General features: G+C 62.0%; 24 protein-coding genes. 8 read left to right on the top strand and 16 right to left on the bottom strand.

Annotation, left to right across the window (positions count from 1 at the left end; translation table 11 throughout):
• From ACW8PS_RS02690 to ACW8PS_RS02680, 3 genes are all read left to right on the top strand, one after another.
• Positions 1 to 381: hypothetical protein (locus tag ACW8PS_RS02690; RefSeq protein ID WP_491525721.1), on the top strand; the 381-nt coding region annotated here is incomplete at its 5' end.
• Between the two features lie 108 nt (positions 382 to 489).
• Positions 490 to 1500 (top strand): branched-chain amino acid ABC transporter permease, encoded by a 1011-nt coding sequence (locus ACW8PS_RS02685; protein WP_491525720.1) that lies wholly within the window; start codon positions 490 to 492, stop codon positions 1498 to 1500.
• Positions 1497 to 2804 carry a branched-chain amino acid ABC transporter permease gene (locus ACW8PS_RS02680; protein WP_491525719.1) on the top strand — a complete coding sequence of 436 codons (1308 nt, stop codon included), beginning with the start codon at positions 1497 to 1499 and terminating at the stop codon, positions 2802 to 2804. The genes ACW8PS_RS02685 and ACW8PS_RS02680 overlap by 4 nt, the downstream gene beginning before the upstream one ends.
• An 86-nt stretch (positions 2805 to 2890) precedes the next feature.
• Here the strand turns inward: ACW8PS_RS02680 and ACW8PS_RS02675 are convergent, their stop codons facing one another.
• From ACW8PS_RS02675 to dusA, 3 genes are all read right to left on the bottom strand, one after another.
• A complete protein-coding gene (locus ACW8PS_RS02675; RefSeq protein WP_491525718.1) occupies positions 2891 to 3034 on the bottom strand; it encodes a hypothetical protein in 144 nt (47 codons plus the stop codon).
• Positions 3031 to 3855 (bottom strand): sulfite exporter TauE/SafE family protein, encoded by an 825-nt coding sequence (locus ACW8PS_RS02670; RefSeq protein WP_491525717.1) that lies wholly within the window; start codon positions 3853 to 3855, stop codon positions 3031 to 3033. The genes ACW8PS_RS02675 and ACW8PS_RS02670 overlap by 4 nt, the downstream gene beginning before the upstream one ends.
• 67 nt (positions 3856 to 3922) lie before the next feature.
• Positions 3923 to 4930 carry a tRNA dihydrouridine(20/20a) synthase DusA gene (gene dusA / locus ACW8PS_RS02665; protein ID WP_491525716.1) on the bottom strand — a complete coding sequence of 336 codons (1008 nt, stop codon included), beginning with the start codon at positions 4928 to 4930 and terminating at the stop codon, positions 3923 to 3925.
• Positions 4931 to 5189: 259 nt separating this feature from the next.
• Between dusA and ACW8PS_RS02660 the strand changes: the two genes are divergently transcribed.
• The 4 genes from ACW8PS_RS02660 to ACW8PS_RS02645 all read left to right on the top strand — a co-directional run bounded on the left by ACW8PS_RS02660 (position 5190) and on the right by ACW8PS_RS02645 (position 9887).
• Positions 5190 to 5897, top strand: a complete 708-nt coding sequence (locus tag ACW8PS_RS02660) for an ABC transporter ATP-binding protein (protein ID WP_491525715.1) — start codon at positions 5190 to 5192, stop codon at positions 5895 to 5897.
• Positions 5894 to 8257: an ABC transporter permease gene (locus ACW8PS_RS02655; protein ID WP_491525714.1), complete on the top strand. Its 2364-nt coding sequence runs from the start codon at positions 5894 to 5896 to the stop codon at positions 8255 to 8257. The genes ACW8PS_RS02660 and ACW8PS_RS02655 overlap by 4 nt, the downstream gene beginning before the upstream one ends.
• A 5-nt stretch (positions 8258 to 8262) precedes the next feature.
• Positions 8263 to 9495, top strand: coding sequence for an efflux RND transporter periplasmic adaptor subunit (locus ACW8PS_RS02650; protein ID WP_491525713.1), 1233 nt, complete (start codon positions 8263 to 8265; stop codon positions 9493 to 9495).
• Positions 9496 to 9638: 143 nt separating this feature from the next.
• A complete protein-coding gene (locus ACW8PS_RS02645) occupies positions 9639 to 9887 on the top strand; it encodes a hypothetical protein (RefSeq protein ID WP_491525712.1) in 249 nt (82 codons plus the stop codon).
• On the opposite strand, the gene ACW8PS_RS02640 is transcribed toward ACW8PS_RS02645, so the two are convergent.
• From ACW8PS_RS02640 to ACW8PS_RS02600, 9 genes are all read right to left on the bottom strand, one after another.
• Positions 9874 to 10587 carry a DUF2231 domain-containing protein gene (locus ACW8PS_RS02640; protein WP_491525711.1) on the bottom strand — a complete coding sequence of 238 codons (714 nt, stop codon included), beginning with the start codon at positions 10585 to 10587 and terminating at the stop codon, positions 9874 to 9876. The two genes, ACW8PS_RS02645 and ACW8PS_RS02640, sit on opposite strands and share 14 nt — an antisense overlap.
• Positions 10588 to 10640: 53 nt before the next feature.
• Positions 10641 to 12035, bottom strand: a complete 1395-nt coding sequence (locus ACW8PS_RS02635) for an ethylbenzene dehydrogenase-related protein (protein ID WP_491525710.1) — start codon at positions 12033 to 12035, stop codon at positions 10641 to 10643.
• Between the two features lie 45 nt (positions 12036 to 12080).
• A complete protein-coding gene (locus ACW8PS_RS02630) occupies positions 12081 to 12314 on the bottom strand; it encodes a hypothetical protein (RefSeq protein ID WP_491525708.1) in 234 nt (77 codons plus the stop codon).
• Positions 12315 to 12495: 181 nt separating this feature from the next.
• Positions 12496 to 12840 carry a hypothetical protein gene (locus tag ACW8PS_RS02625; protein ID WP_491525707.1) on the bottom strand — a complete coding sequence of 115 codons (345 nt, stop codon included), beginning with the start codon at positions 12838 to 12840 and terminating at the stop codon, positions 12496 to 12498.
• A gap of 71 nt (positions 12841 to 12911) precedes the next feature.
• Positions 12912 to 13553, bottom strand: a complete 642-nt coding sequence (locus ACW8PS_RS02620; protein ID WP_491525706.1) for an RNA polymerase sigma factor — start codon at positions 13551 to 13553, stop codon at positions 12912 to 12914.
• Between the two features lie 42 nt (positions 13554 to 13595).
• Entirely contained in the window at positions 13596 to 14282 is a 687-nt protein-coding gene (locus ACW8PS_RS02615) for a DUF6629 family protein (protein ID WP_491525705.1), read from the bottom strand.
• A 422-nt stretch (positions 14283 to 14704) separates the two neighbouring features.
• Entirely contained in the window at positions 14705 to 15871 is a 1167-nt protein-coding gene (gene mltG / locus ACW8PS_RS02610) for an endolytic transglycosylase MltG (RefSeq protein ID WP_491525704.1), read from the bottom strand.
• Complete coding sequence (gene fabF, locus ACW8PS_RS02605; RefSeq protein WP_491525703.1) at positions 15871 to 17133, bottom strand: beta-ketoacyl-ACP synthase II; 1263 nt, start codon at positions 17131 to 17133, stop codon at positions 15871 to 15873. The genes mltG and fabF overlap by 1 nt, the downstream gene beginning before the upstream one ends.
• A gap of 159 nt (positions 17134 to 17292) precedes the next feature.
• Positions 17293 to 17526 (bottom strand): acyl carrier protein, encoded by a 234-nt coding sequence (locus tag ACW8PS_RS02600; RefSeq protein ID WP_491525702.1) that lies wholly within the window; start codon positions 17524 to 17526, stop codon positions 17293 to 17295.
• A gap of 336 nt (positions 17527 to 17862) precedes the next feature.
• Here ACW8PS_RS02600 and ACW8PS_RS02595 point away from each other — a divergent pair, with 336 nt between their 5' ends.
• A complete protein-coding gene (locus ACW8PS_RS02595) occupies positions 17863 to 18507 on the top strand; it encodes a hypothetical protein (RefSeq protein WP_491525701.1) in 645 nt (214 codons plus the stop codon).
• On the opposite strand, the gene ACW8PS_RS02590 is transcribed toward ACW8PS_RS02595, so the two are convergent.
• The 4 genes from ACW8PS_RS02590 to ACW8PS_RS02575 form a co-directional block, all read right to left on the bottom strand.
• Entirely contained in the window at positions 18462 to 19415 is a 954-nt protein-coding gene (locus ACW8PS_RS02590) for an alpha/beta hydrolase (protein WP_491525700.1), read from the bottom strand. The genes ACW8PS_RS02595 and ACW8PS_RS02590 overlap by 46 nt on opposite strands.
• Positions 19415 to 20152: a 3-oxoacyl-ACP reductase FabG gene (gene fabG, locus ACW8PS_RS02585; protein ID WP_491525699.1), complete on the bottom strand. Its 738-nt coding sequence runs from the start codon at positions 20150 to 20152 to the stop codon at positions 19415 to 19417. The genes ACW8PS_RS02590 and fabG overlap by 1 nt, the downstream gene beginning before the upstream one ends.
• Before the next feature lie 74 nt (positions 20153 to 20226).
• The gene (gene fabD, locus ACW8PS_RS02580; protein ID WP_491525698.1) at positions 20227 to 21174 is read right to left on the bottom strand and encodes an ACP S-malonyltransferase; all 948 of its coding nucleotides are present in this window, start codon (positions 21172 to 21174) and stop codon (positions 20227 to 20229) included.
• A gap of 126 nt (positions 21175 to 21300) precedes the next feature.
• Entirely contained in the window at positions 21301 to 21684 is a 384-nt protein-coding gene (locus tag ACW8PS_RS02575) for a hypothetical protein (RefSeq protein WP_491525696.1), read from the bottom strand.
• Positions 21685 to 21894: the final 210 nt, after the last annotated feature.

Here is a 21894-nt window from a genome sequence, read left to right as displayed (position 1 = left end):
GGCATCGCCGCTCTGCCGGCCCTGCCCCTCACCGCACAAGAGGTCAGCCTGACCTGTTCCCTGACCATTATCTGTGTCGGGGTCTCGCCCTGCGCCGATCTGGAGCAGCAGATCGTGATCACCAATGCGGGCGATGGCTGGAGTGTCGACTGGAACGCGGATCTGCCCTCGGATTACATCGAAATTGCCAATATTGCCGCCCCCGAAGGGTCGCTTGAGCCCACCACGCTGCGCACGCTGCTGCATGTCAACGCGGATACTCAGGCGGTGCAGTTCATCAGTGTCGAGGCCGGCGGAAATCTGGTGCTGACGCTGCATCAGCCGCAGATCAGGCCCCAGGCCGTGACCGGCTTTGGCATTTGCGAAGGGATGGTCGAATGACACTGGCCGCGTTGCCCCTGATCGTGCTGAGCACGACTTGTTTCGGACCTTGCGAGGCCACAGGATGACCCTGCCCGCCCGCCATATAACACCGCATGGAGGTGCCCCTTGGACCTGCTGAACGCAATCGTGGTCTTGGCCAATTTTGTCATTGTGCCTGCCACTGCCTATGGTGCGCAACTGGCGCTTGGCGCGCTTGGCGTCACGCTGATCTATGGCGTCTTGCGGTTTTCCAACTTTGCCCATGGCGACACCATGGCCTTTGGCGCGATGGTGACGATCCTGGTAACCTGGGGCTTTCAAAGCATGGGCGTATCGCTTGGGCCGCTGCCCACGGCGCTGCTGGCCTTGCCCTTTGGTATCGCGGGAACTGCGCTGCTGCTGATTGGCACCGACCGGGTGGTTTACCGGTTCTACCGGCAACAAAAGGCGAAACCGGTGATCTATGTGATTGCCTCGCTCGGGGTGATGTTCATCATGAACGGGCTGGTGCGCTTCATCATCGGCGTCGATGACCAGCGTTTTGCCGATGGCGAACGCTTCATCATCTCGGCGCGCAATTTCCGCGCCCTGACCGGGTTGGAGGAAGGGCTGGCCATTCGCACAAGTCAGGGCATTACCCTGGTCACCGCCATTCTCGTGGTGGTGGTGCTGTTCTGGTTTCTCAACCGCACCCGCACCGGCAAATCGATGCGCGCCTTTTCCGACAATGAGGATCTGGCGCTGCTGTCGGGCATCAACCACGAACGGGTGGTGCTGATCACCTGGATCATCGTCGCGGCATTGGCAACCACGGCGGGTGTGCTTTATGGGCTTGATAAGAGCTTCAAACCGTTCACCTATTTCCAACTGTTGCTGCCGATCTTCGCCTCGGCGATCGTTGGCGGCCTGGGCAATCCGATCGGGGCGATTGCGGGCGGGTTCCTGATTGCGTTCTCGGAAATATCGGTCACCTATGCATTCCGCCGCGTCGTAGGCCATGTCCTGCCGGAAAGCTGGCAGCCCGAGGGGTTGATGCAGCTTTTGTCCACCGACTATAAATTCGCCGTCAGTTTCGGCATCCTGCTGATTGTGCTGCTGTTCAAGCCAACAGGATTGTTCAAGGGGAAATCAGTATGAGCCGGATTGAACCACGCAATATCCTTTTGTTCGGGTTCGTCGCCCTGCTGTTCATCGGGACCGGGTTTTACCAGTCCTGGAACACGGCGCTTGCGATCTTCAACATGGGGCTGGTTTCGGCGATCATGGCTTTGGGCGTGAATATGCAATGGGGCTATGCCGGGCTGTTCAATGTCGGCATCGTGGGCTTTGTCGCGGTTGGCGGGCTGGCCGCCGTTCTGGTCTCGATGCCGCCGGTGCCCGAGGCCTGGAATGCCGGTGGCCCGCGCATGGTGCTGGCGATGCTGGCGGGGGCGGCGACCATTGCGTCGGCCATCATGGTCTGGAAACGCCTGCCGCGCGGCCTGATCCGCACCGTGGCGTTGCTGGCCGTTCTGATTGCGGGCTATGTGATCTACCGGGCGCTGTTCGATCCGGCCCGCGATGCCATCGAAAGTGTCAATCCGGCGCTGTCGGGCTATCTGGGCGGGCTTGGCCTGCCGATCGTGCTGGCCTGGCCGGTGGGCGGGCTGTTTGCTGCGGGCGCGGCCTGGCTGGTGGGCAAGACGGCGCTTGGCCTGCGCTCGGACTATCTGGCCATCGCCACGCTCGGCATTGCCGAGATCCTGATCTCGATCATGAAAAACGAGGATTGGCTTGACCGCGGCGTCAAGAACGTGACCGGCCTGCCGCGCCCGGTGCCCTATGAGATCGACCTGCAAAACAGCAGCTGGTTCAACAATCTGGCCGATAGCCTGGGCACCAATGTGGTGAGTTTTTCGTCGGTCTTCGTAAAACTGAGCTATTCCGCGCTGTTCATTGTCGTGCTGTTGACGCTGATCTGGTTCAGCCAGAAGGCGCTGCATTCACCCTGGGGCCGGATGATGCGGGCGATCCGCGACAATGAGGTCTCCTCGGCGGCGATGGGCAAGAACATCACGGCGCGGCATTTGCAGATCTTCGTCCTTGGATCGGCCGTTGTCGGGCTGGCGGGGGCGATGATGACAACGCTGGATGGGCAATTGGTGCCCTCCAGCTACAACCCGCTGCGCTTTACCTTTCTGGTCTGGGTGATGGTGATCGTGGGCGGGTCGGGCAATAATTGGGGCGCGGTTCTGGGCGGGTTTCTGATCTGGTGGTTGTGGATTCAGGTCGAGCCCATTGGCCTGGGGCTGATGCAGTTCATCACCGCCGGAATGGCGGAGGACAATCCGCTGCGCGACCGGATGATCGATTCGGCAGCCCATATGCGATTGCTGACGATGGGGGTGTTCTTGTTGCTGATGCTGCGATTCAATCCGCGCGGATTGATTCCCGAGAAATAGGCGGGCGGGACGCAATTTCGAAATTGCGTGAAAAGGGCTTTGCAAAGCCCTTGCAAAAGGCGCTTCGAAGCGCCTTTTCCCCGCGCTCAAGGCAAAGTAAGCCAGTCGGCAATATCGGGCAGCTCTGGACGGAAATAGAGGATGATGCGGCCCTCGGGCGGGGCCTTGGCAGTTGCCGCCAGCGCCGGATCATGGTCGAACACCTGCCAGCCTGCCGACAGCCAGCTCACCAGCCCAACGCCTTGCGCAGCATGTTGAGCGCCATCACCATGATGAACACCGCAAAGACCCGTTTCAGGGGCCTGGGGTCCATCGCATGGGCCAGCCGCACGCCCCAGGGCGCGGTGATCAGGGTCATGGCAACCACGATGGCAAACGCCACCAGATTGACCTGGCCCACAGTAAAGGGCGGCCTGCCCGGCCCGTCGCCTCCCACAAACAGAAAGCCCAGAACCGACGGCACCGCAATGATCACGCCAAAGCCCGCGGCGGTGGCCACGGCATTGTGGATGGGGCGGCCATAAAGGCTCATCAATGGCACGCCAAAGCTGCCGCCGCCGATGCCCATCAGGACCGACAAAAACCCCAGAATGGGCGAAATGACGATGCGGATGAGACCGGTGGGCATTGCATCCCCCAACCGCCAATCGGCGCGGCCAAAGCCGAAATAGAGGCCGATGCAAATGCCCAGAACGCCGAAAATACCCATCAGGATCTCGGAGCGCAGCCCGCTGGCCGCGATCACGCCCAGAGCCGCGCCAATGGCAATGCCCGGCCCCCAGGATCGCAGGATGGCCCATTCCACCGCGCCTTTGCGGTGATGCGCCAGAACCGACCGCAGCGAGGTGATAATGATGGTCGCCAGCGAGGTCGCCAGCGATATCTGGATAAGTTCCGGCGTGTCATAGCCAAGCGCCGAGAAGGCAAAATAGAAGGCCGGCACCAGAATGATACCGCCGCCCACGCCCAGAAGCCCGGCAACCACGCCCGCGAAGGCACCGATGGCCAGTATAAGCAGCAGGAGCGGCAGAAACTCGGACAGGTCGGGCATGGCGTGCAATTTCCGGGCTGGAGGGTGCGGGCAGATAAGCAGAGGCGGGCGGGAATGGAAAGCGGGCTCAGGCGGCGAAGCGGCGAATGGCACCAAGGCCTGCCTCGATCACCTCGGGGCCGGCACCGGGCCGGTGGGCGCGTTCAGACAGCACCCGTTTCCAGTGCCGCGCACCGGGGCGCCCCGCAAACAGGCCCAACATATGCCGGGTGATCTGGTTGAGCCGGCCACCGCCGGCCAGATGCGCCTCGATATAGGGGATCATCGCAAGGGCCACATCCTCGGCGCTGCGCGCCGCTGCGGTGGCCCCGAAAATCGCGCCATCTGCGCCAAGCAGAATCCTGGCGGGCTCGTGATAGGCGGCGCGCCCGATCATCACCCCATCCATGCCCGCGCCCAGATGGGCCTGGGCCTGATCGAGCGAGCCAACCCCGCCATTCACCGACAGATGCAGATGCGGAAAATCTGCTTTCATGGCGTGAACCAGCGGATAATCCAACGGCGGCACATCGCGGTTTTCCTTGGGGCTGAGACCTTGCAACCAGGCCTTGCGGGCATGAATGGCAAACCGGGTCACGCCGGCTGCGCTGACGGTTTCAAGAAATCTCGGCAGCACCTGGGCCGGATCCTGATCATCGACGCCGATGCGGCATTTCACGGTAATCTCGACGGGGGCGGCGGCAATCATCGCGGCGACGCATTCGGCCACCAGCGTGGGGCGTTCCATCAACACCGCGCCGAACGCGCCCGATTGCACCCGATCCGAGGGGCAGCCGATATTCAGGTTGATCTCATCATAGCCGAAATCGGCCCCGATCCGTGCCGCCGCCGCCAATTGTGCGGGATCGGAGCCGCCCAGTTGCAGGGCCACGGGATGCTCGGACGGGTCAAAGGCCAGCAACCGGTCACGGTCGCCATGGATCAGCGCCGGGGCTGTCACCATTTCGGTATAGAGCAGCGCGTGGCGGGTCATCAGCCGATGGAAATAGCGGCAATGCCGGTCGGTCCAGTCCATCATCGGGGCGACGGACAGCTTGGCGCTTGCGCTGAGCTTCGAGTTTTCGGCCTGATCCATAATTTAGCTCCGAGACCGATTGCCTGTCCACATTCGGCATTTTGCCATTCGGGCCGAATTTCCGTTTGATTTACACCATATGCCGAAAAACAAAAGGCCATGCGACCGCCTTGGTCGCAATTCCGGAACGCCACCGCAAGAATGGCGCCATCGCGTGGCGCGCACATGGCCCGGTCATGCGACGTTAACAAACTGGCCGTAGCGCCAAAATCTGTCCAGTATGTTCAATCGGAACTGAACATCTTTTTGCGAGTGCCGGATGAAGAAGACCATTTTTTCAACCAAGGGGCTGACCAAGGTCTATGGTGAGGGGCGTTCGGCCGTTCATGCCCTGCGCGGCGTCGATCTGGACATTCCCGAAGGTGAGATTGTCGTCCTTCTCGGCCCCTCCGGCAGCGGCAAGTCCACGCTTTTGAACATCATCGGAGGCCTGGACCGCGCCACCGAAGGCGACGCCTTTTTTCAGGACCGGAACCTGTCGCAGATGACGGACAGACAACTGACCCGCTACCGCCGGGATCACGTCGGGTTTGTCTTTCAGTTCTACAATCTGATGCCCAGCCTGACCGCCCATGAAAATGTCGAGCTGGTGACCGAGATTGCCCGCGATCCGATGGATCCGGGCGAGGCCCTCAACCTTGTCGGCCTGCGCGACCGGATGGATCATTTCCCGGCGCAATTGTCCGGCGGTGAACAGCAGCGCGTGGCAATTGCGCGGGCCGTCGCCAAGAACCCCACGGTTCTGTTTTGCGATGAACCGACAGGCGCGCTGGACAGCATGACCGGGCGCGCGGTGCTGAAAGTTCTGCGCGACGTGAACCAGAAACTGGGTGCCACGGTGCTGATCGTCACCCATGCCGCCAGCCAGGCCGCGATGGCCGACCGGGTTGTCCATTTCGCCGATGGCCGCGTGCGAGACATTGTGGTGAACAGCACAAAGCTTACCCCCGAGGAGATCGACTGGTGAGCCCGCTTGACCACAAGCTGTTGCGCGATCTGTGGCGCATGAAGGGCCAGGCCATTGCCATCGGGATGGTGATTGCGGTCGGTGTCGCGATGCTGGTGATGATGTCGGGGCTGGTCACGTCGCTGAACGAAACCCGGTCCGCCTATTACGAGCGTTACCGTCTGGCGGATATGTTCGCCCCCGTGACCCGCGCGCCCGACCGGCTGGTGCAGCGGCTGGCGGCGATTGACGGGGTAAGCGCGGTCGAACCGCGCGTCACCGGCAGGGCTCTGATAGATCTGGCCGGCGTTGATTTACCGGTGCAGGCGCAGGCGGTATCGCTGCCTGATCTGCGCGCGCCCCGGCTGAACGATGTCTTTTTGTCGGACGGGCGGATGATCGACAGCGACCGGGTTGATGAAATCCTTTTGCTTGCATCCTTCGCCGACGCGCATGGCTTGCGCCCCGGCGACCGCATATCCGCGACCATGAACGGTGCGCGGCGCAGTTTTCGGATCGTGGGTCTGGCCCAGGCCCCCGAATTTCTTTATACGACCGCGCCTGGCGAAGTGATCCCCGATGATGCGCGTTTTGGTGTCATCTGGATGAGCCGTTCGGCGCTGGCCGCCGCCTATGACATGGACGGCGCGTTCAACGAGGCGCTGCTGTCCTTGTCGCGCGGCACCAATGAGGCGGCCGTATTGGATGCGGTCGACCGCATTCTGGACCCCTATGGCGGCACCGGATCCTATCCGCTGGCTGATCAGATCTCGAACCGCTTCCTCAGCCAGGAGATCATCGGGCTGGCGGGAGCGGCGATCAGCGTGCCGCCGATCTTTCTCGCTGTGGCGGCGTTCCTGCTTTATATCGTGATCAATCGCATGGTGCAGTCCGAGCGCGAGGAAATCGGATTGATGAAGGCCTTCGGTTACACCGATTTCGAAACCGGCGCGCATTATTTCAAGATGGTGATTGTGATTGCAATCGGCGGTGCCCTGGCCGGGTGCCTGTTGGGTATCGCGGGGGGCCGGGCGCTGATCCAGTTCTATGCCAATTATTTCAAGTTCCCGTTTTTGGTGTTCCAGCTTGATCCGGCGTCATTTGTCACCGGCGTCAGCGTCAGCATTCTGTCGGCATCCGTCGGCGGGCTGATGGTGTTGCGCTCTGTCTTTGCGCTGACGCCTGCGACCGCAATGCGGCCCCCGGCCCCGCCCGATTACAGCCGGTCAGGCCATATTGGGCGCTGGATCGGGGCCTGGCTGGATCAACCCTCGCGCATGGTATTGCGCCGCATCACGCGCCAACCCGGACGCATGGCGGGCGCGATGATCGGTATCGCCTCGGGCATGGCGCTCAGCGTGTCGATGATCACGATCTTTGTCGGTTATGACCGCGCCATCGAACTGACCTTCAATGTCATCGACCGCAGCGATGTGACGGTCGGCTTTACCCATGCGGTCGCTGATTCCACGATATTCGAGTTGCGGCGGATGCCGGGCGTGACCCTGGTGGAACCCGTGCGCCATGTGCCTGCGGTGTTGCGCAACGGGCTCAACACCTATCGCGGAACTGTCTCGGGCCTGATGCCGCAGGCGCAGCTGTTTCGCGCCCTGGATGCCGATCTGGGCGTCATTGCCCTGCAGGGGCGCGGCATTGTTCTGTCCACGGCGCTGGCCGGCATTCTGGACATCCGGCCCGGTGAAATGCTGACGGTCGAGATCCGCGAAGGCCGCCAGCCTGACCTGCAGATCCCGGTAACGGCGGTGGCCGAAAGCCTGCTTGGCGCGCCCGCTTATATGGAACTGGGTGCCCTGAACCGCGCCTTGCGGGAACCAAACCGCGTCTCGGGGGCCTATCTGTCGATAGATCAGGACCGCGCCCAGGATATCTACCGGGCCTTGCAGAATATGCCGACGGTCGCGGGAGTCAGCCTGACATCGGACGCCGAAGCTGCAATTGTGACCTTGATGAATTCCGGTGCCGGGGCAATTCGCTATGTCATGGGGGCAATTGCCTTTGTGATTACCTTTGGCATCGTCTACAACGCCGCCCGCATTGCCTATGCCGAGCGGTCCCGCGATCTGGCAAGCCTGCGGGTGATCGGCTTTACCAGGGGTGAGACCGCGTTCGTATTGTTGGGGGAACTTGCGGTCGTGACCATGGTTGCGCTACCGCTTGGCAGTGTCATGGGCTATTATCTGTCCTTCGGTATCGCGGCCGGATTCTCCAGCGAGCTTTACCAGATCCCGGCGTATTTCGACCCGGCCAGTTATGGGTTTGCCGCGATGGTGGTGATCGGTGCGGCTGTCACCTCGGGCTGGTTGGTGAAACGCGATATCGACCGGGCTGACCTGGTCCTGGCCCTGAAAACGAGAGAGTAGCAGCCATGGCCAAAGCAAAGAAACGATCGCGCCTGATTCTGACCACGATTACCGTGCTGCTGGTTGCGGGCGCATTGGCGGTGGCATTCTGGCCCAGACCCATGATGGTTGATATGGGGGACGTGACGCGCGCAGCCATGCGCCTGACAATAAATGAGGAAGGCCGCACACGGGTGCGCGACGCCTATATTGTCTCGACCCCTGTGGCCGGGCAGTTGCAGCGCGTCACCGTGCAGCCCGGCGACCAGGTCATCCGGGGTGAAACCATCGTCGCCAATATGCGCCCGACCAACCCCGCCGCGCTGGACGTGCGCAACCGCGAACAGGCCATTGCCGCCGTCAATGCCGCCGAAGCGGCGCTGCGGGTTGCGCGCGCCGATCTGAATGCGGCGCTGGCCAATCTTGATCTGGCGCAAGCGGAATTTTCCAGAACGGAACAATTGGTGGAACGCGGCATAGAGACCGGTGCCGCACTTGACCGCGCCCGGCAGACCGCCCGCGTGGCGCAGGCAAATGTTGATACTGCCGAGGCCGCAATCTCGATGCGCGAGGCCGAGATTGCCAATGCGCGGGCGCAACTGATCGGGTTCGACGATCAGCGCCTTGCCGCGGCCATCGGGAATGCCTCCGACGACATCCCGCTTTATGCCCCGGCCGATGGCCGTATCCTTCGGATCATCCAGCAAAGTGCGACATCACTGCCTGCCGGCGCGCCGATCATGGAAATCGGCGACATCGCCAATGATCTGGAAGTGGTGGTCGATCTGCTGTCAACGGACGCGGTGCAGGTCTCTGTGGGCGATCCGGTGATCATTACAGATTGGGGCGGATCAACGGATCTGTCGGGCGAAGTGATCCGGGTCGATCCGTTTGGAATAACACGGTTTTCGGCCCTTGGCGTGGAAGAACAACGCGTGAATGCCGTGATCGCATTTTCCGATCCGCCCGATCACTATACCGGCCTCGGCCATGGGTTTCGAGTGGAGACCCGGATCATTGTCTGGGAGGCGGAAGACACGCTGATTGTCCCTGCCAGCGCGCTTTTTCGAAGCCGCGACAGTTGGTCGGTATTTGTCGTCTCTGACGGTATCGCCCTGTTGCGCGCGATCGAGATCGGCCCGAATAACGGCATCGAGGCGCAGGTGACGCGCGGATTGTCCGAGGGCGAGCGCGTGATCCTCTACCCGTCTTCCGGCCTGTCCGAAGGGATGCGCGTCGCGGAGCGCGTGATCAATTGATGGGCCTCGCGCAGGCTCGGACCGCCTAAGCCGTCGCCAGAATCGCCAGACCAAGCAGCACCACCCCGCCGCCAAGCCCCGGCTTGATATTCGGTGCGCATTTCGGCCAGCGAATACAGACCGTCCTGATCGGTATCCATTTCATGCGCCAGCGCGGCCCCGGTTATGGCCAATATGCCAATGGCAACGGCACCAGCCAGAAGTTCGAGTTTCATGGTGAGAATTCCTTGTTCGGTGTTGATCCGCGGCAGCGCTGCCGCCCGCTGACAGGAAGACGCCGGAAAGCACCGGCATTTCAGATTTCTGAAGGAAAAACCTTTCGGTGGAAGCCCGCAAAGCGCCGGATTGCGATTCTCCGCCGGGGCGCGGCGCGCGGCACTATCGCTTTCTAGGGGCCGCATTGGCGCGGCGCCCCACTATCCCGATCGCGATCAGCGCGATCGCCCCGGTGCCATAGAGGATCAGCATCCAGGTCGGCAGATAGAAGGTCATGTAGACATCCCAGCCGATCCAGCTGAGGCTTCTTGTCACCAGCGAGGGCGTGCCGGTGAGCGACCCACCCAGGGTTCCGGTGATCGTGATGACGATCGCGCCGATGGTGGCCAGCGAGAAGGTGATCCAGCGCTGAGCGCCGTCAAACAGGTGCCGGCGGAAGCGGTAGCCAAGCACGGTCATCACGCTCCAGTAGCTCAGCGTCCAGGTCGCCAGCAGGATATGGTTGCGCCCCAGAGGCGATTGCGTGATTGCCGACCACGGATAGATTGTAAGCCCCAGCCCGTAGGTGACAAAGCCCGCCAGCGTTCCCAATGCGGCCAGCGGCCAGATCGCCTTTTGCAGTTGCACGGCGATATTGGAATCCGAGAAGCTGCGGATCACGATGAACAGATAGGCCGTCACCCACAAAGCGACCGGAAAATGCGCAACGAGAATGTGATAGACCGGGCTGAGCGACCATTGGGCAGCACCTTCCACGGCCAGCGCGACCCCGCCGCCCGCGCTATGGGCCAGGGCCGCAGCGGTTGCCAGCAGTGTCACGGCCCCGGCCGCCATACCGATCCGGGCACCGCGCGTCCTCCATTCAAAGCGTTTCATCTTGCCTTCCTTTCCGGCATTGGTGATTGGGTCAGCGCTTGTCAACTGGTGGGTCATAGCTGTTCCTCGCGGCGGCGCATCAGCAGGTTGACGTTGATCCCAAGGCCCACGATCAGGCCAAGGCTGACGACAAGCGTCCAGATCCACTGGGCGCGGATCTCCTCGGCAAATTCCATCTGCACGCCGTAGATCGCCAGCTGTTCCTCGCTGTGGCGGGAAGCCACCGGGACACGGGCCGCGATACGGTCGGCACCGGGATGTTGTTGGGCATCGGTCAGACGGCCCCAGGTGACCTGTCCGGGGTAGAAGGTGGTGATTTCGGTCCAGGGCTGGCTCCAGTCCGGCTCGGTTCCCGGCTCGATGCGTTCGGCGACCAGTTGGGCGGGTTGTTCCAACCCCAGGGATACCGGCAAGGTGACGTAGTGCCAGCGCATGGTCGACGCGTTGCGGAACACCGCGAATGCCAGATCGTAATTGCCGCCATCGCGGAAAATCTTGTCATCATCGGGATTGCCGGTATCCATGTCGCGCACCAGGGTCACGTCCCAGAACCCGTTGCGCCAGCGCGCAGCGGCGGGTTGAGCCACATCGCCGCGCGATCCCTCAGCGGGGCGCAGATAACGCCGCGGGATGGTGTCGCCGTTTTGCCAATCCAGGCTCGGGTCAAACGCAATAGCGGTTTCGGCGCTGAGGTAATAGATGTCGTTGAACCCGACATCCCCGGCGAGGACCGCCTCCAGCGACAGCGCCGGGCTGCCCGCGACCTCCGGGTTGAACATGTATCTTGGCTGGCCGGTTTCGCTATCAAAATTGGTGCTATAGGGACCGGTGCCAGCATCGCCGCTGCGTTCTTCGGCGACAAAGCCGTCATCGGCCAGGCCGATCGGGTTGGACCGGCTTGAACGCCATTGCCACAGGTCGATGAACTGGCCCGCTTCGCGCAGCGCCTCGAGTTCGCTTTCAGACCGGACCGAGTCGAAATCATTCGGATCAATGCGCGATGACGGCACGTATTTGGTGCGCTCCTCCTCGGAGTCCGGCGCGCCGGTGAAGGTCGTCAACCTGTCACCGATGGTGATATAGCCGCCATAGCGCGAAAACAGCGGCACCGAGCCGTCATCGATCATCATGGCCACCCGGTCTTCGGTCAGGAAATCAGGGTCGGGCCCCAATGTTCCACCGCCGCGCCGGATCCATTCACCATCCTGGTAGACCAGCACATCATTGAAGATGGCGGGGCGTTGCGTCGGCCACCGGTAGCGAAACCAGATCCGTTCCCCATCATAGGCGGCCCGCACTTGCAGCGTGCTGGTCAATTCATCGGGAATGACGATGTTGCGTTCGGGGTCGTCCTGGACGATGCCCGTGCCATGCGTGGCCCAGCCCAGAACCAGCAGGCCCGCGAAGATCGCCACCGAGACAGCGAGATATGACGTTGGTTGCTTCATCTTCTTTCCATTCTCTCATGGCCCTGTGGCCCCTTGCGAGGCGTGTCACTGGTGCCTGTATTCAAAAATATGCTCGATCACATGCCCGCCATCGGGCACGCCGCCATGCATTCGCGCCTCCTCCGAGCCGGGCCGAAAGCCGCGCAGCATCTCGGCCGGCAGAACCGCGGAATATATCGTCACATTGTCGACGATGACGACATCGCTGGAGCTTTGCGCGTTCCGGGCGCTGGCAAAGACCAGAAGCCGCGCGCCCATTTTTCCGAAAGGCCGGGACATTACATTGATCATTGCCGGTCTTTCCCTCTCCCCAGGTGAATGTGAGGCCCGCGCCTCTCATGATCAGACAGACGCGCGCCGCCGCGGGGGATTACAGATTTTCCTGGTGAGCGTGAAAAACAACGCCGCGCGCGGGCCGGCCGGGGCGCATGGGTTGGCGCTTGCTGTTCATTCGGGCCGGCTATTTGGCGCGGCAGCTGCAATCGTCAAGCGGGGCCGTGTCACCGGGTGCGGCATCGGGCGATATGCCAAGCCCCAGATCCAGCAGCACCGCCACGTCGCGCCGGGTTATGGCCAGCATCCGTTCGGCATCATCGATGCCCAGGCCGCAAATGGCGGCGGCGGCGGCCAGCGTCTGGCCTTCAAATTCGGTCAGGTAAAACAAGTCACGTCGCAGCAAGGCATCGCTGGCCTGCAAGTCCTTGCGGCAGCCGCAGAACAGGGCGTCCAGAACCTTGCGAAGCTCAGAATTCCCCTGAGATCCCGGCAGATCATACCCGGAACAGGACCGGTTCGAAAACGTCATTGATCGCCACCTCCCTCGATATTCGGGCCGCAATACCCCTTCATCCGGCAGACGCTCCTTGACCGGAAATGTTACAGCGACGGTGTGTCAGATGGCGTTTTTTCGCCTGCACAGCGCGATACCTCGTCGGGGTTTTCGCAACCGGCGGGCGGGCAGGAACAATCCTCAAAACCATGCTTGCAGCAATATCCACAATGTCCCAGCAGCGCATCGCCCAGCGCGGCGCGGGCGCGGTGCAGGCGCACGGCCAGCGTTCCCGGCTTCAGCCCCAGATCTGCGGCGACGCTGGCGCGATCTTCCTCGTCGATATCGATCCGGTAGATCAGCTCGCCATCCGCGGGGCGCAATCCTGGCACCAATCCCTTCACGCAGCCGCAGATCCGGGCCATCGCTTCAGAGGAGTCCACGGCTTCCTCTGCCGACTGTGTTTCGATTGCAAAGGCATCGCCCAGCCGCTTGCGCCGCCCGGTCTTGCGATAATGGTCATTCAGGGCCGAGCGTAAAACCGAATAGAGCCAGGCATCCATCCGATCCGCTTGGCGCAGTTGATCCTTGCGGGCCAGAACCCGAATGCAGAATTCCTGCAACACATCCTCGGCATCGGCGCGATTGCCAAGGCGTTTGACCAGAAACCCAAGAAACGCGGACCGCCCGGAAAGCAACGCGTGATCGAGCCCGTCACCAGTATGTGCCGAAGATGTGGAACTTTCCATGACAGCCGATACACCCCCGGTTCCTGTGGTCCGGCCGGGCGCTCATGCAAACAGCATCGGGCATTCACGCGCGCATTTGTTACGCATGATGATGTAGATCAGATGCAGCGTGCCCAGCCCGGCAAGCAGGCAGAAAAACGAGATATAAGCATAGCGCAGGAATACGATATCCACAACGACGACCGCCACGATGGTCAGCGCAAACCAGCGCATATGCAGATAGGTCGAGATCGCCGGTGCCGCAATGATCAGGAACAGGTAGATTGAAAAAGTCAGCTCTCTGGGCATCAGATAGTCAAGGATCATGGTGCCCTCATAGGCCAGCGAGTTCCGGTTGACCGACACTTCGATCCAGTCAGGGTTGAGCAGATGCGGCACATAAAGCGCCAGGCCAAAGGCCAGCCCGCCCACCGACATCGCCAGCAACCAGGGCTTTCTGGTGCTTTCGGGCGGCTCAAGCACATAGGTCGCCAGCGGAATCCAGAACGGCCACATGAACCAGGTGAAAAAGATGAACCCGAGCGCACCCAGCAATGTCGTTCCCGGATCACCGGTATTGACGCCCCACCAGACATTGCCCTCCATGAATTGCTGCACACCGGCAAAAAGCGGCATCAATGCCACCGGCAGATAGCGCTTGTTGATCTGCCACGCCTTGGTAATGGCGACCCCGCCCCCGACGATGAGAATGGCGCTGGCGGCGAAACTGACGGTCTGCGAAAGGCACATGGAACAGGGTCTCCGGGGACGTGGTGTGGGCGGATCGGTCCGATCCCTGGGGCGTTCGATCAGATTAGGAAGTTGCATCCGGGTTGTCACGGGCCAAGTTTCGCACCCCTGACTGTCAGCCAGCCACAAACGGCGTCACCAAAACCCGCGACCCAAGATCAAGCCCGGCCACCCCGTCAGATCCGGAGTTTCAGTCTCTGCTACAAGAGAGTGCTCCGCAGACCGTAACCCTATCCTGACAGGGACCGTCATGGTATTTGTCGAAACGCTTCCAGGGGAGATACAAGACAGCTTTTCCTGTTTGACAACAACTCGCTGCATGTTTGGATTCAGGTTGATCCAGATATTCTTTGCGCTGCAAATATCCCGGGGGTGTGGGGGCTGGCCCCCACCCGGATCGACGCGCGACAGCGCGGCGAGGCTCAGTTTTCCTGCGCTGCCCGTTCGGCTTCAATCGCGCGCCAGGCGGCGACGTTTCGCTGATGTTCTGCCAGGGTTACGGCAAAGGCATGCCCACCTGACCCATCCGCCACAAAGAAGATATAATCGGTCTCGGCCGGGTTCACAGCCGCCTCGATCGCGGCACGCCCGGGGTTGGCTATCGGCGTCGGCGGCAATCCGTCGATGCGATAGGTGTTCCAGGGATTGCCCGCATTATCAATTTCACTTTGCCGGATGCCGCGCCCCAAAAACCCCCGCCCTTCGCTTTCGCCATATATGATCGTCGGGTCGGTTTGCAATCTGATCCCCTGGCGCATGCGGTTCGCGAACACACCCGCCACCTGATTGCGCTCAGAGCTGACGCCGGTTTCCTTCTCGATAAGCGAGGCCAGAATCAACGCCTCCTGCACAGTCGCGATCGGCAGGTCATCCGCGCGCCCGGCCCAGGCGGCAATCAGGATGGCGGTTTGCGCCTCGGCCATTCGGGTCAGCAGCTCTGATATCACAGTGCCGCGCGCCACTTCATAGGTATCGGGGGCCAGCGTGCCCTCGGGTGGCAGATCAACCACATCATCGACCAGAAAATCCGCCCCGCGCAGACCTTCCACAATCTGCCAGACCGTCATTCCTTCGGGGACCACCACACGGTAGACAATCGGCACTGTGCCGGCGACCAGCGCAGCATAGGCCTCGGGCACCGGATCGCCGGATCCAAACACCGCCAGATCGACCTGCTCGCCGGTTCCCGGCACCCTTTCGCGCAGGCGCATTTCGCCGTTGCCCTGCCCCCGGATAACGTAGGTGGCGGTATAGCGGAAGGTCGATCGCCCGCCCGAAGTTACAATCGCAAGCACCTCAGCCATCGACACCCCGGCCGCGATCTCATAGGTGCCAAACCGCAAATCCTCGGCCTGTTCGGTATAGCGCGCACCAAGACGAAACAGCGTCGGGCTGGAAATGACACCGGCCGCAAACAGGTTTTCCGAAACCTCCGCCAGGCTGGCACCCGGTGCCACCTCAAAGAAAACGGCCTGTTCCAGCGGCCCGGGTTCGACGAATTGCCGCTGCCCCCAGGCAATCGCCCCGGCAAAGGCGATGAACGCCACGATAAGAAGGCTGAACCCGTTGGCCGCAATGTGCTTCCACATCAGTCTGTCACCTTGCCCAGGAGCAGGCTGGCATTGGTGCCGCCAAATCCGAAACTGTTGCTCAGCGCGACATTGATCTTGCGTTCGCGTTTGACATTCGGTGCCAGATCCAGCGTCGATGTGATGTCCGGGTTGTCCAGGTTGATGGTCGGCGGAGCCACCTGATCGCGGATCGCCAGGATGCAGAAAATCGCCTCCACCGCGCCGGCCGCGCCCAGAAGATGCCCGATCGAGGATTTGGTCGAGGACATGGTGGCCCCCGCCACCGCATCGCCCAACAGCCGCTCCACCGCGCCAAGCTCGATCGTGTCGGCCATGGTCGAGGTGCCATGCGCATTGATATAGTCGATATCGCCCGGGCTCAGCCCGGCCCGATCCAGCGCCGCTTTCATCGACCGAAACCCGCCATCGCCATCCTGCGATGGTGCGGTGATGTGATAGGCATCCCCCGACAGCCCATAGCCCAGAACCTCGGCATAGATCCTGGCACCGCGCGCGCGTGCGTGCTCATATTCTTCCAGCACCACAACGCCCGCGCCCTCGCCCATGACAAAGCCGTCACGATCGGCATCATAGGGGCGGCTGGCTTTTTGCGGATTATCGCCGCGATTGGTGGACAGCGCCTTGCAGGCATTGAACCCGGCAATTCCGATTTCGCAAATCGCCGCCTCGGCCCCGCCCGCGATCATCACTTCGGCGTCGCCCCACTGGATAAGGCGCGCCGCATCGCCAATGGCATGCGCCCCGGTCGAACAGGCGGTCACCACCGCATGATTGGGGCCCTTGAACCCGTAGCGGATCGAGACCTGCCCCGAAATCAGATTGATCAACGATCCCGGAATAAAGAAAGGCGAGACCCGCCGCGGGCCCTTTTCCTTCAGCAATATGGCGGTGTCGGCAATCGAGGACAGCCCGCCGATGCCTGATCCGATCATCACACCGGTGCGCAGCCGGTCGGCCTCATTCTCGGGCGTCCAGCCGGCATCGGTCACCGCCTGCATGGCGGCCGCCATGCCATAGAGAATGAAATCATCGACCTTGCGCCGATCCTTTGGCGACATCCAGTCATCGGGATTGAATGTGCCGTCGCTGCCATCGCCCAGAGGCACTTCGCAGGCATAGGTCGTGGCCAGATGGCTGGCGTCAAACTTTTCGATCGCCCCGGCACCCGACTGACCCGCCAGGAGCCGACCCCATGTTTCTTCCACACCGCAGGCCAACGGGGACACCATCCCCAGACCGGTGACAACAACTCGACGCATATATCCTGCCCTTCGCTTTTCAGCCTGTCGCCTAGGTGATAGCGTCAAGCGCCCCATGGGGGCAATCCCTTGGCGCATCGCCGGCACATGGGAAATGGCCGAAACGCAAAACGGCACCCCGCCCGGGATGCCGCAATGAATTTTCAGATCGTGCGAAGCTCAGGAGGCTTCGGTGATGAATTTGACGGCGTCGCCGAAGGTCTGGATCGTTTCGGCCGCGTCATCGGGAATTTCGATGCCGAACTCTTCTTCAAAAGCCATGACCAGTTCGACAGTGTCCAGGCTGTCGGCACCCAGATCGTCGATGAACGAGGCGTTCTCGGCCACTTTGTCTTCCTCGACGCTCAGGTGCTCGACAACGATTTTCTTCACGCGGTCTGCGATATCGCTCATCTTTACGATCCTCATTCAATTTTTCGAAAGCATGCCCACCGGGGCCACCCTCGTTTTTCAATGTGCCGATGTCGGCGGTGTCATGGCGCTTGATTAAAGCCCCGCTACCGTCTGACGCAAGTGCGCCCCCCGGCAAAACTGCGCCGCCTATAGCACATATCCTTGCGAAGGCAACGGGGCAATGCGCTGATTTTCGCCAAAATGGATGCCCTTCCGGCAGCCTTGCGCTTAACCAAATTGCATCTTTTCTGGCCTATCGTGACCTTCGGATGCAGCGATGCGCCCGCAATATGCGGTCGGATACCGAACCACATGTTTTGATGAAAGGTCCAGGCCATGACAGACCCGGTTCAGTTCCTGATTGCCGCGGTGGTCTACCATCCCGCAGCGCCCTATCTGGCGGTTGTTTTTTCCCTTGGCCTGCTTTCGATCGGCTTCATCGCATTCGATATCCGGGTGCGCAGATCAAAGCCTGGACAGGTGGCGAAAAACCATGCTGTGCGGGCTGGCGCTGCCCCCGCAGCGCCCATGCCGGCACCGGCTGAACACCTGGCCCTGGCCGCGATTGATCGGGTTCCGGTGCTTGATCCGGCGCGCGCAAGCCTGCTGGAACGGCTGGAGGATGTCGTCGAATGCCTGGGACAGGCGCAGCGCGTGTTGCCGGATGTGGCGCTTGCGCGGGCGCTCTGCATTCGCCCGGCTGCAGGCGATACTGGTCTGGCCGTGGATGCGCTGCAACCGTTGAACCGGGCCGAACTGGATTTCGGCGTATTTTCCTATAGCGGCGAAATTGACCTGGCGGTGATGATCCGCCCCCAGACCGGTGCCGCCACCGATCCGGAACGTCACCTGATTGACATCGCAATAAAAAAAGCTGGTGTGCCACTGATCCGCATTCCCGTTGATGCCTCTCCTGCGGCGCTTCGGACGCGCATTCAATCTGCGCTTCTGCCAGTGCCGGGCCCCGCAAGGGCCGCCTGACCCTCACTCTCTGCCGTTCCGGTCAGAAAGGCTGCCAGTTCATCGACGCCGGCATCGGCCTCGGGGACGCGGCCGCACATCAGATGCCAGACATGTGGCACGTCATGCCAGATCCGCAGCTCTGCCTGACCGCCTGCGGCCGTGATCGCCACCGCCAGGCGTTGCCCGTCATCGCGCAGAATCTCGCTCTCGCAGACCTGCACAAAGACCGGCGGCAGCCCCGACAGATCGCCCCAAAGCGGAGAAATGCGCGGCTCTGCGGAATCCTGCCCCGCCAGATAGGCCGCAACCGCGCGCCGCCCCCAGGACAGCGGCAGGATCGGATCGCGCCACCGGTTTTCCGAAAGCGACGCGCCCGACCCCGTCAGATCGGTGATCGGAGACATCAGCGCCACCGCGCGCGGCGCAGGCAAGCCCGCGCGCGCAATATCACGCAACAGCACCATCGCCAGACAGCCGCCGGCGCTGTCGCCCGCCAGCGAAATCCGGGCCGGATCATGGCCGGCCGCAAGCAGGCCGCGATAGGCAGCCAGGGCATCGTCAGGGGCGGCGGGAAAGGGATGTTCCGGGGCCAGGCGATAATTTACAAACAGCGCCCGCAGGCCCGATTTTGCCGCCAGATGCGCCACCAGATGGCGATGGCTGCGCAGCGATCCCATCACAAAACCGCCGCCATGCAGATAGATCAGCACACCATCCTGACGCTGATCCTGGCGGGTAATCCAGGTGCAGGGCACGCCACCCATATCGACCGGCACCAGCACCATATCGCGCGGCGTGCGATACAGCAGCCGCGCGTTCAGATCAAAGGCCATGCGGGCAATCGGCTGCGGCAATGGCAGCACCAATAGCGGTTTTTGCACCGTCCGTGCGATACCGTTGCACAGGCGCTGCCGGAGCGAGACCATCAGATCATCGCCATGCCGCCATTGACATGCAAGGTGGCGCCGGTGACGTAACCCGCCTCGGGTGAGGCCAGATACAGCACCGCTGCCGCAATCTCGGCCGGGCTGCCCATGCGCCCCGCCGGGATCTGGGTCAGGATCTTGCCTTTCTGATCCTCCGTCAGCTTGTCGGTCATCGCGGTTTCGATAAAGCCGGGGGCCACCGCATTGACCGTGATGCCGCGCGATGCGACCTCATGGGCCAGCGATTTCGACATCCCGATCATGCCCGCCTTGGAGGCCGCGTAATTGGCCTGACCGGGGTTGCCCGTGGTTCCCACCACGGAGCTGATATTGACGATCCGGCCCCATCGCGCCTTCATCATCGGGCGCAACACGCCACGGCAGAGCCGCATGGTGGAGGTCAGGTTGACCTCGATCACAGAGGCCCATTCCTCGTCCGACATCCGCATGAACAGGTTGTCGCGGGTGATGCCGGCATTATTGACCAGCACATCGACCGATCCCATTGCGTCCGCCGCTGTCTTGGGCAAGGCCTGCACCGCCTCGGAATCGCTCAGATTGCAGGGCAGCACATGGGCGCGCTCGCCCAGTTCATCGGCCAATGCCTGCAACGGATCAATCCGCGTGCCGGACAGGCCGAGTGTTGCGCCCGCACCATGCAATACCCGCGCAATCTCAGCCCCGATGCCGCCAGATGCGCCAGTTACCAAAGCGTTTTTTCCTGTCAGATCAAACATGTTCGTCCTTTTCTTAAACCACCGCCCTTGAACCCGACCGGTGGATGGGTCTCTGTGTCACACGGCCCCGGCGCTCAGGCCGTGGCGAAAGCCTCAGCCGCCGCGCGGACTTCTTCGGGTGTGCCGAGCGTCCGATAAGTCAGCGATTTGTCGATCCGGCGCACCATGCCGGTCAAGGCCTTGCCGGCCCCGATTTCCCAGGTCTCGGAGACTCCGTTCTCGGCCATCCACAGCACGCTTTCGCGCCAGCGCACCGACCCGGTGACCTGCTGCACCAGGCTGTTGCGTATGATCATCGGCGAGGTTTCGGCCACCGCGCCGACATTGACCACGACGGGCACTTTCGGCGGCGATATATCAACATGGCTCAGCGCTTCGGCCATGGCTTCGGCGGCGGGTTCCATCAATTCGCAATGGAACGGAGCAGAGACCGGCAACAGCAGCGCCCGCCTGGCCCCTTGAGCCTTGGCAATCTCGATGGCGCGTTCCACGGCCCTGCGGTGGCCCGAGACCACCACCTGACCGGGATCATTGTCATTGGCGGCCGAACAGACCAGCCCATCGGCGGCGGCGGCCTCGGCCACTTTCTGCACGGTGGCAAAATCGAGCCCCAGAAGCGCGGCCATCGCGCCTTCACCCACCGGCACCGCCTGCTGCATGGCGCGGCCCCGGATCCGCAACAGACGCGCGGTATCTTCCAGGCTGAGGGCCCCCGCCGCACAAAGCGCCGAATATTCCCCCAGGGAATGACCGGCCACGAAACTTGCCGCCTCGACGGTGACACCCTCGGCCGCCAGCGCCGCCATGACCGCAAGCGAGGTCGCCATCAGCGCCGGTTGCGCATTCTGCGTCAGGGTCAGATCATCCTGCGCGCCATGCCAGATCAGCGCCGACAGATCTTCGCCCAGGGCCTCGTTGACCGCGTCAAACACCGCCTTTGCCGCTGGATATTCCTGTGCCAGGGCCTGACCCATGCCGATGGTCTGGGCCCCCTGGCCCGGAAAAAGAAATGCTCTGGTCATGGCTGTTGCCGCCCCCTCATGGCTCTTGATATCCTAGTTTACCGGGCTAGCGCATGACGATGCATTTCGCAATTGCGAAGCGGTGCGTGGGGCCGCTGGATTGGGGCCGCTGGATTGGGCTGCCGATCAGGTCAGGGTGAAACTGGGCACCGGCGGGCCTTCGCCGGGATAGAGTTCCTGAAACAGTTTTGGAGACAGCGCCCGCCAGCTCAGCAGCAGATGGCCCTGAAACCATTTCCGGCTGACCCGATCGGGCCGGGCCATGACCTGATTGAACCGCATTATGGATTTGGTGACAAAAAAAACATCGGGGGCGGCGGCGATCAGGAACGGACGTTCCCCAGGGGGCAGGCGCAGCCCCGGGGCGTTAACGTCCTGATCCCACCATGTCCAAAGTTCGCCATGCGCCAACAGGCAGGGGCCGCAGGGCAGCTCTGCCCGCGATATTTCGGGCAAGGCAAGGGTCGCAGCCAGTGCGCGCACGCCCATCCAGGTCAAACCCTTTGCCACCCTGCCCCCATTATCTTCCGGATCGAAGCTATTCTAGCATTTTGATGGCTTCACGCATAATCCGGCCATCGCCACTGGATTACGTTAGGTCATCCAACTCTTGAAAATCAACATAAATCGCTGATAAACAGTATATATACAGGCGTTCAGGTCCCGCAACGCTGCCCTCCGGTCAGGCCGCCGAGGGGCGCGAATCGCTTGCGCAGAGGC

Source organism: Alterinioella sp. (assembly GCF_058343375.1).
The sequence above is the reverse complement of the archived record's forward strand: the minus strand, read 5'-3'. Positions and strand labels throughout refer to the sequence as shown.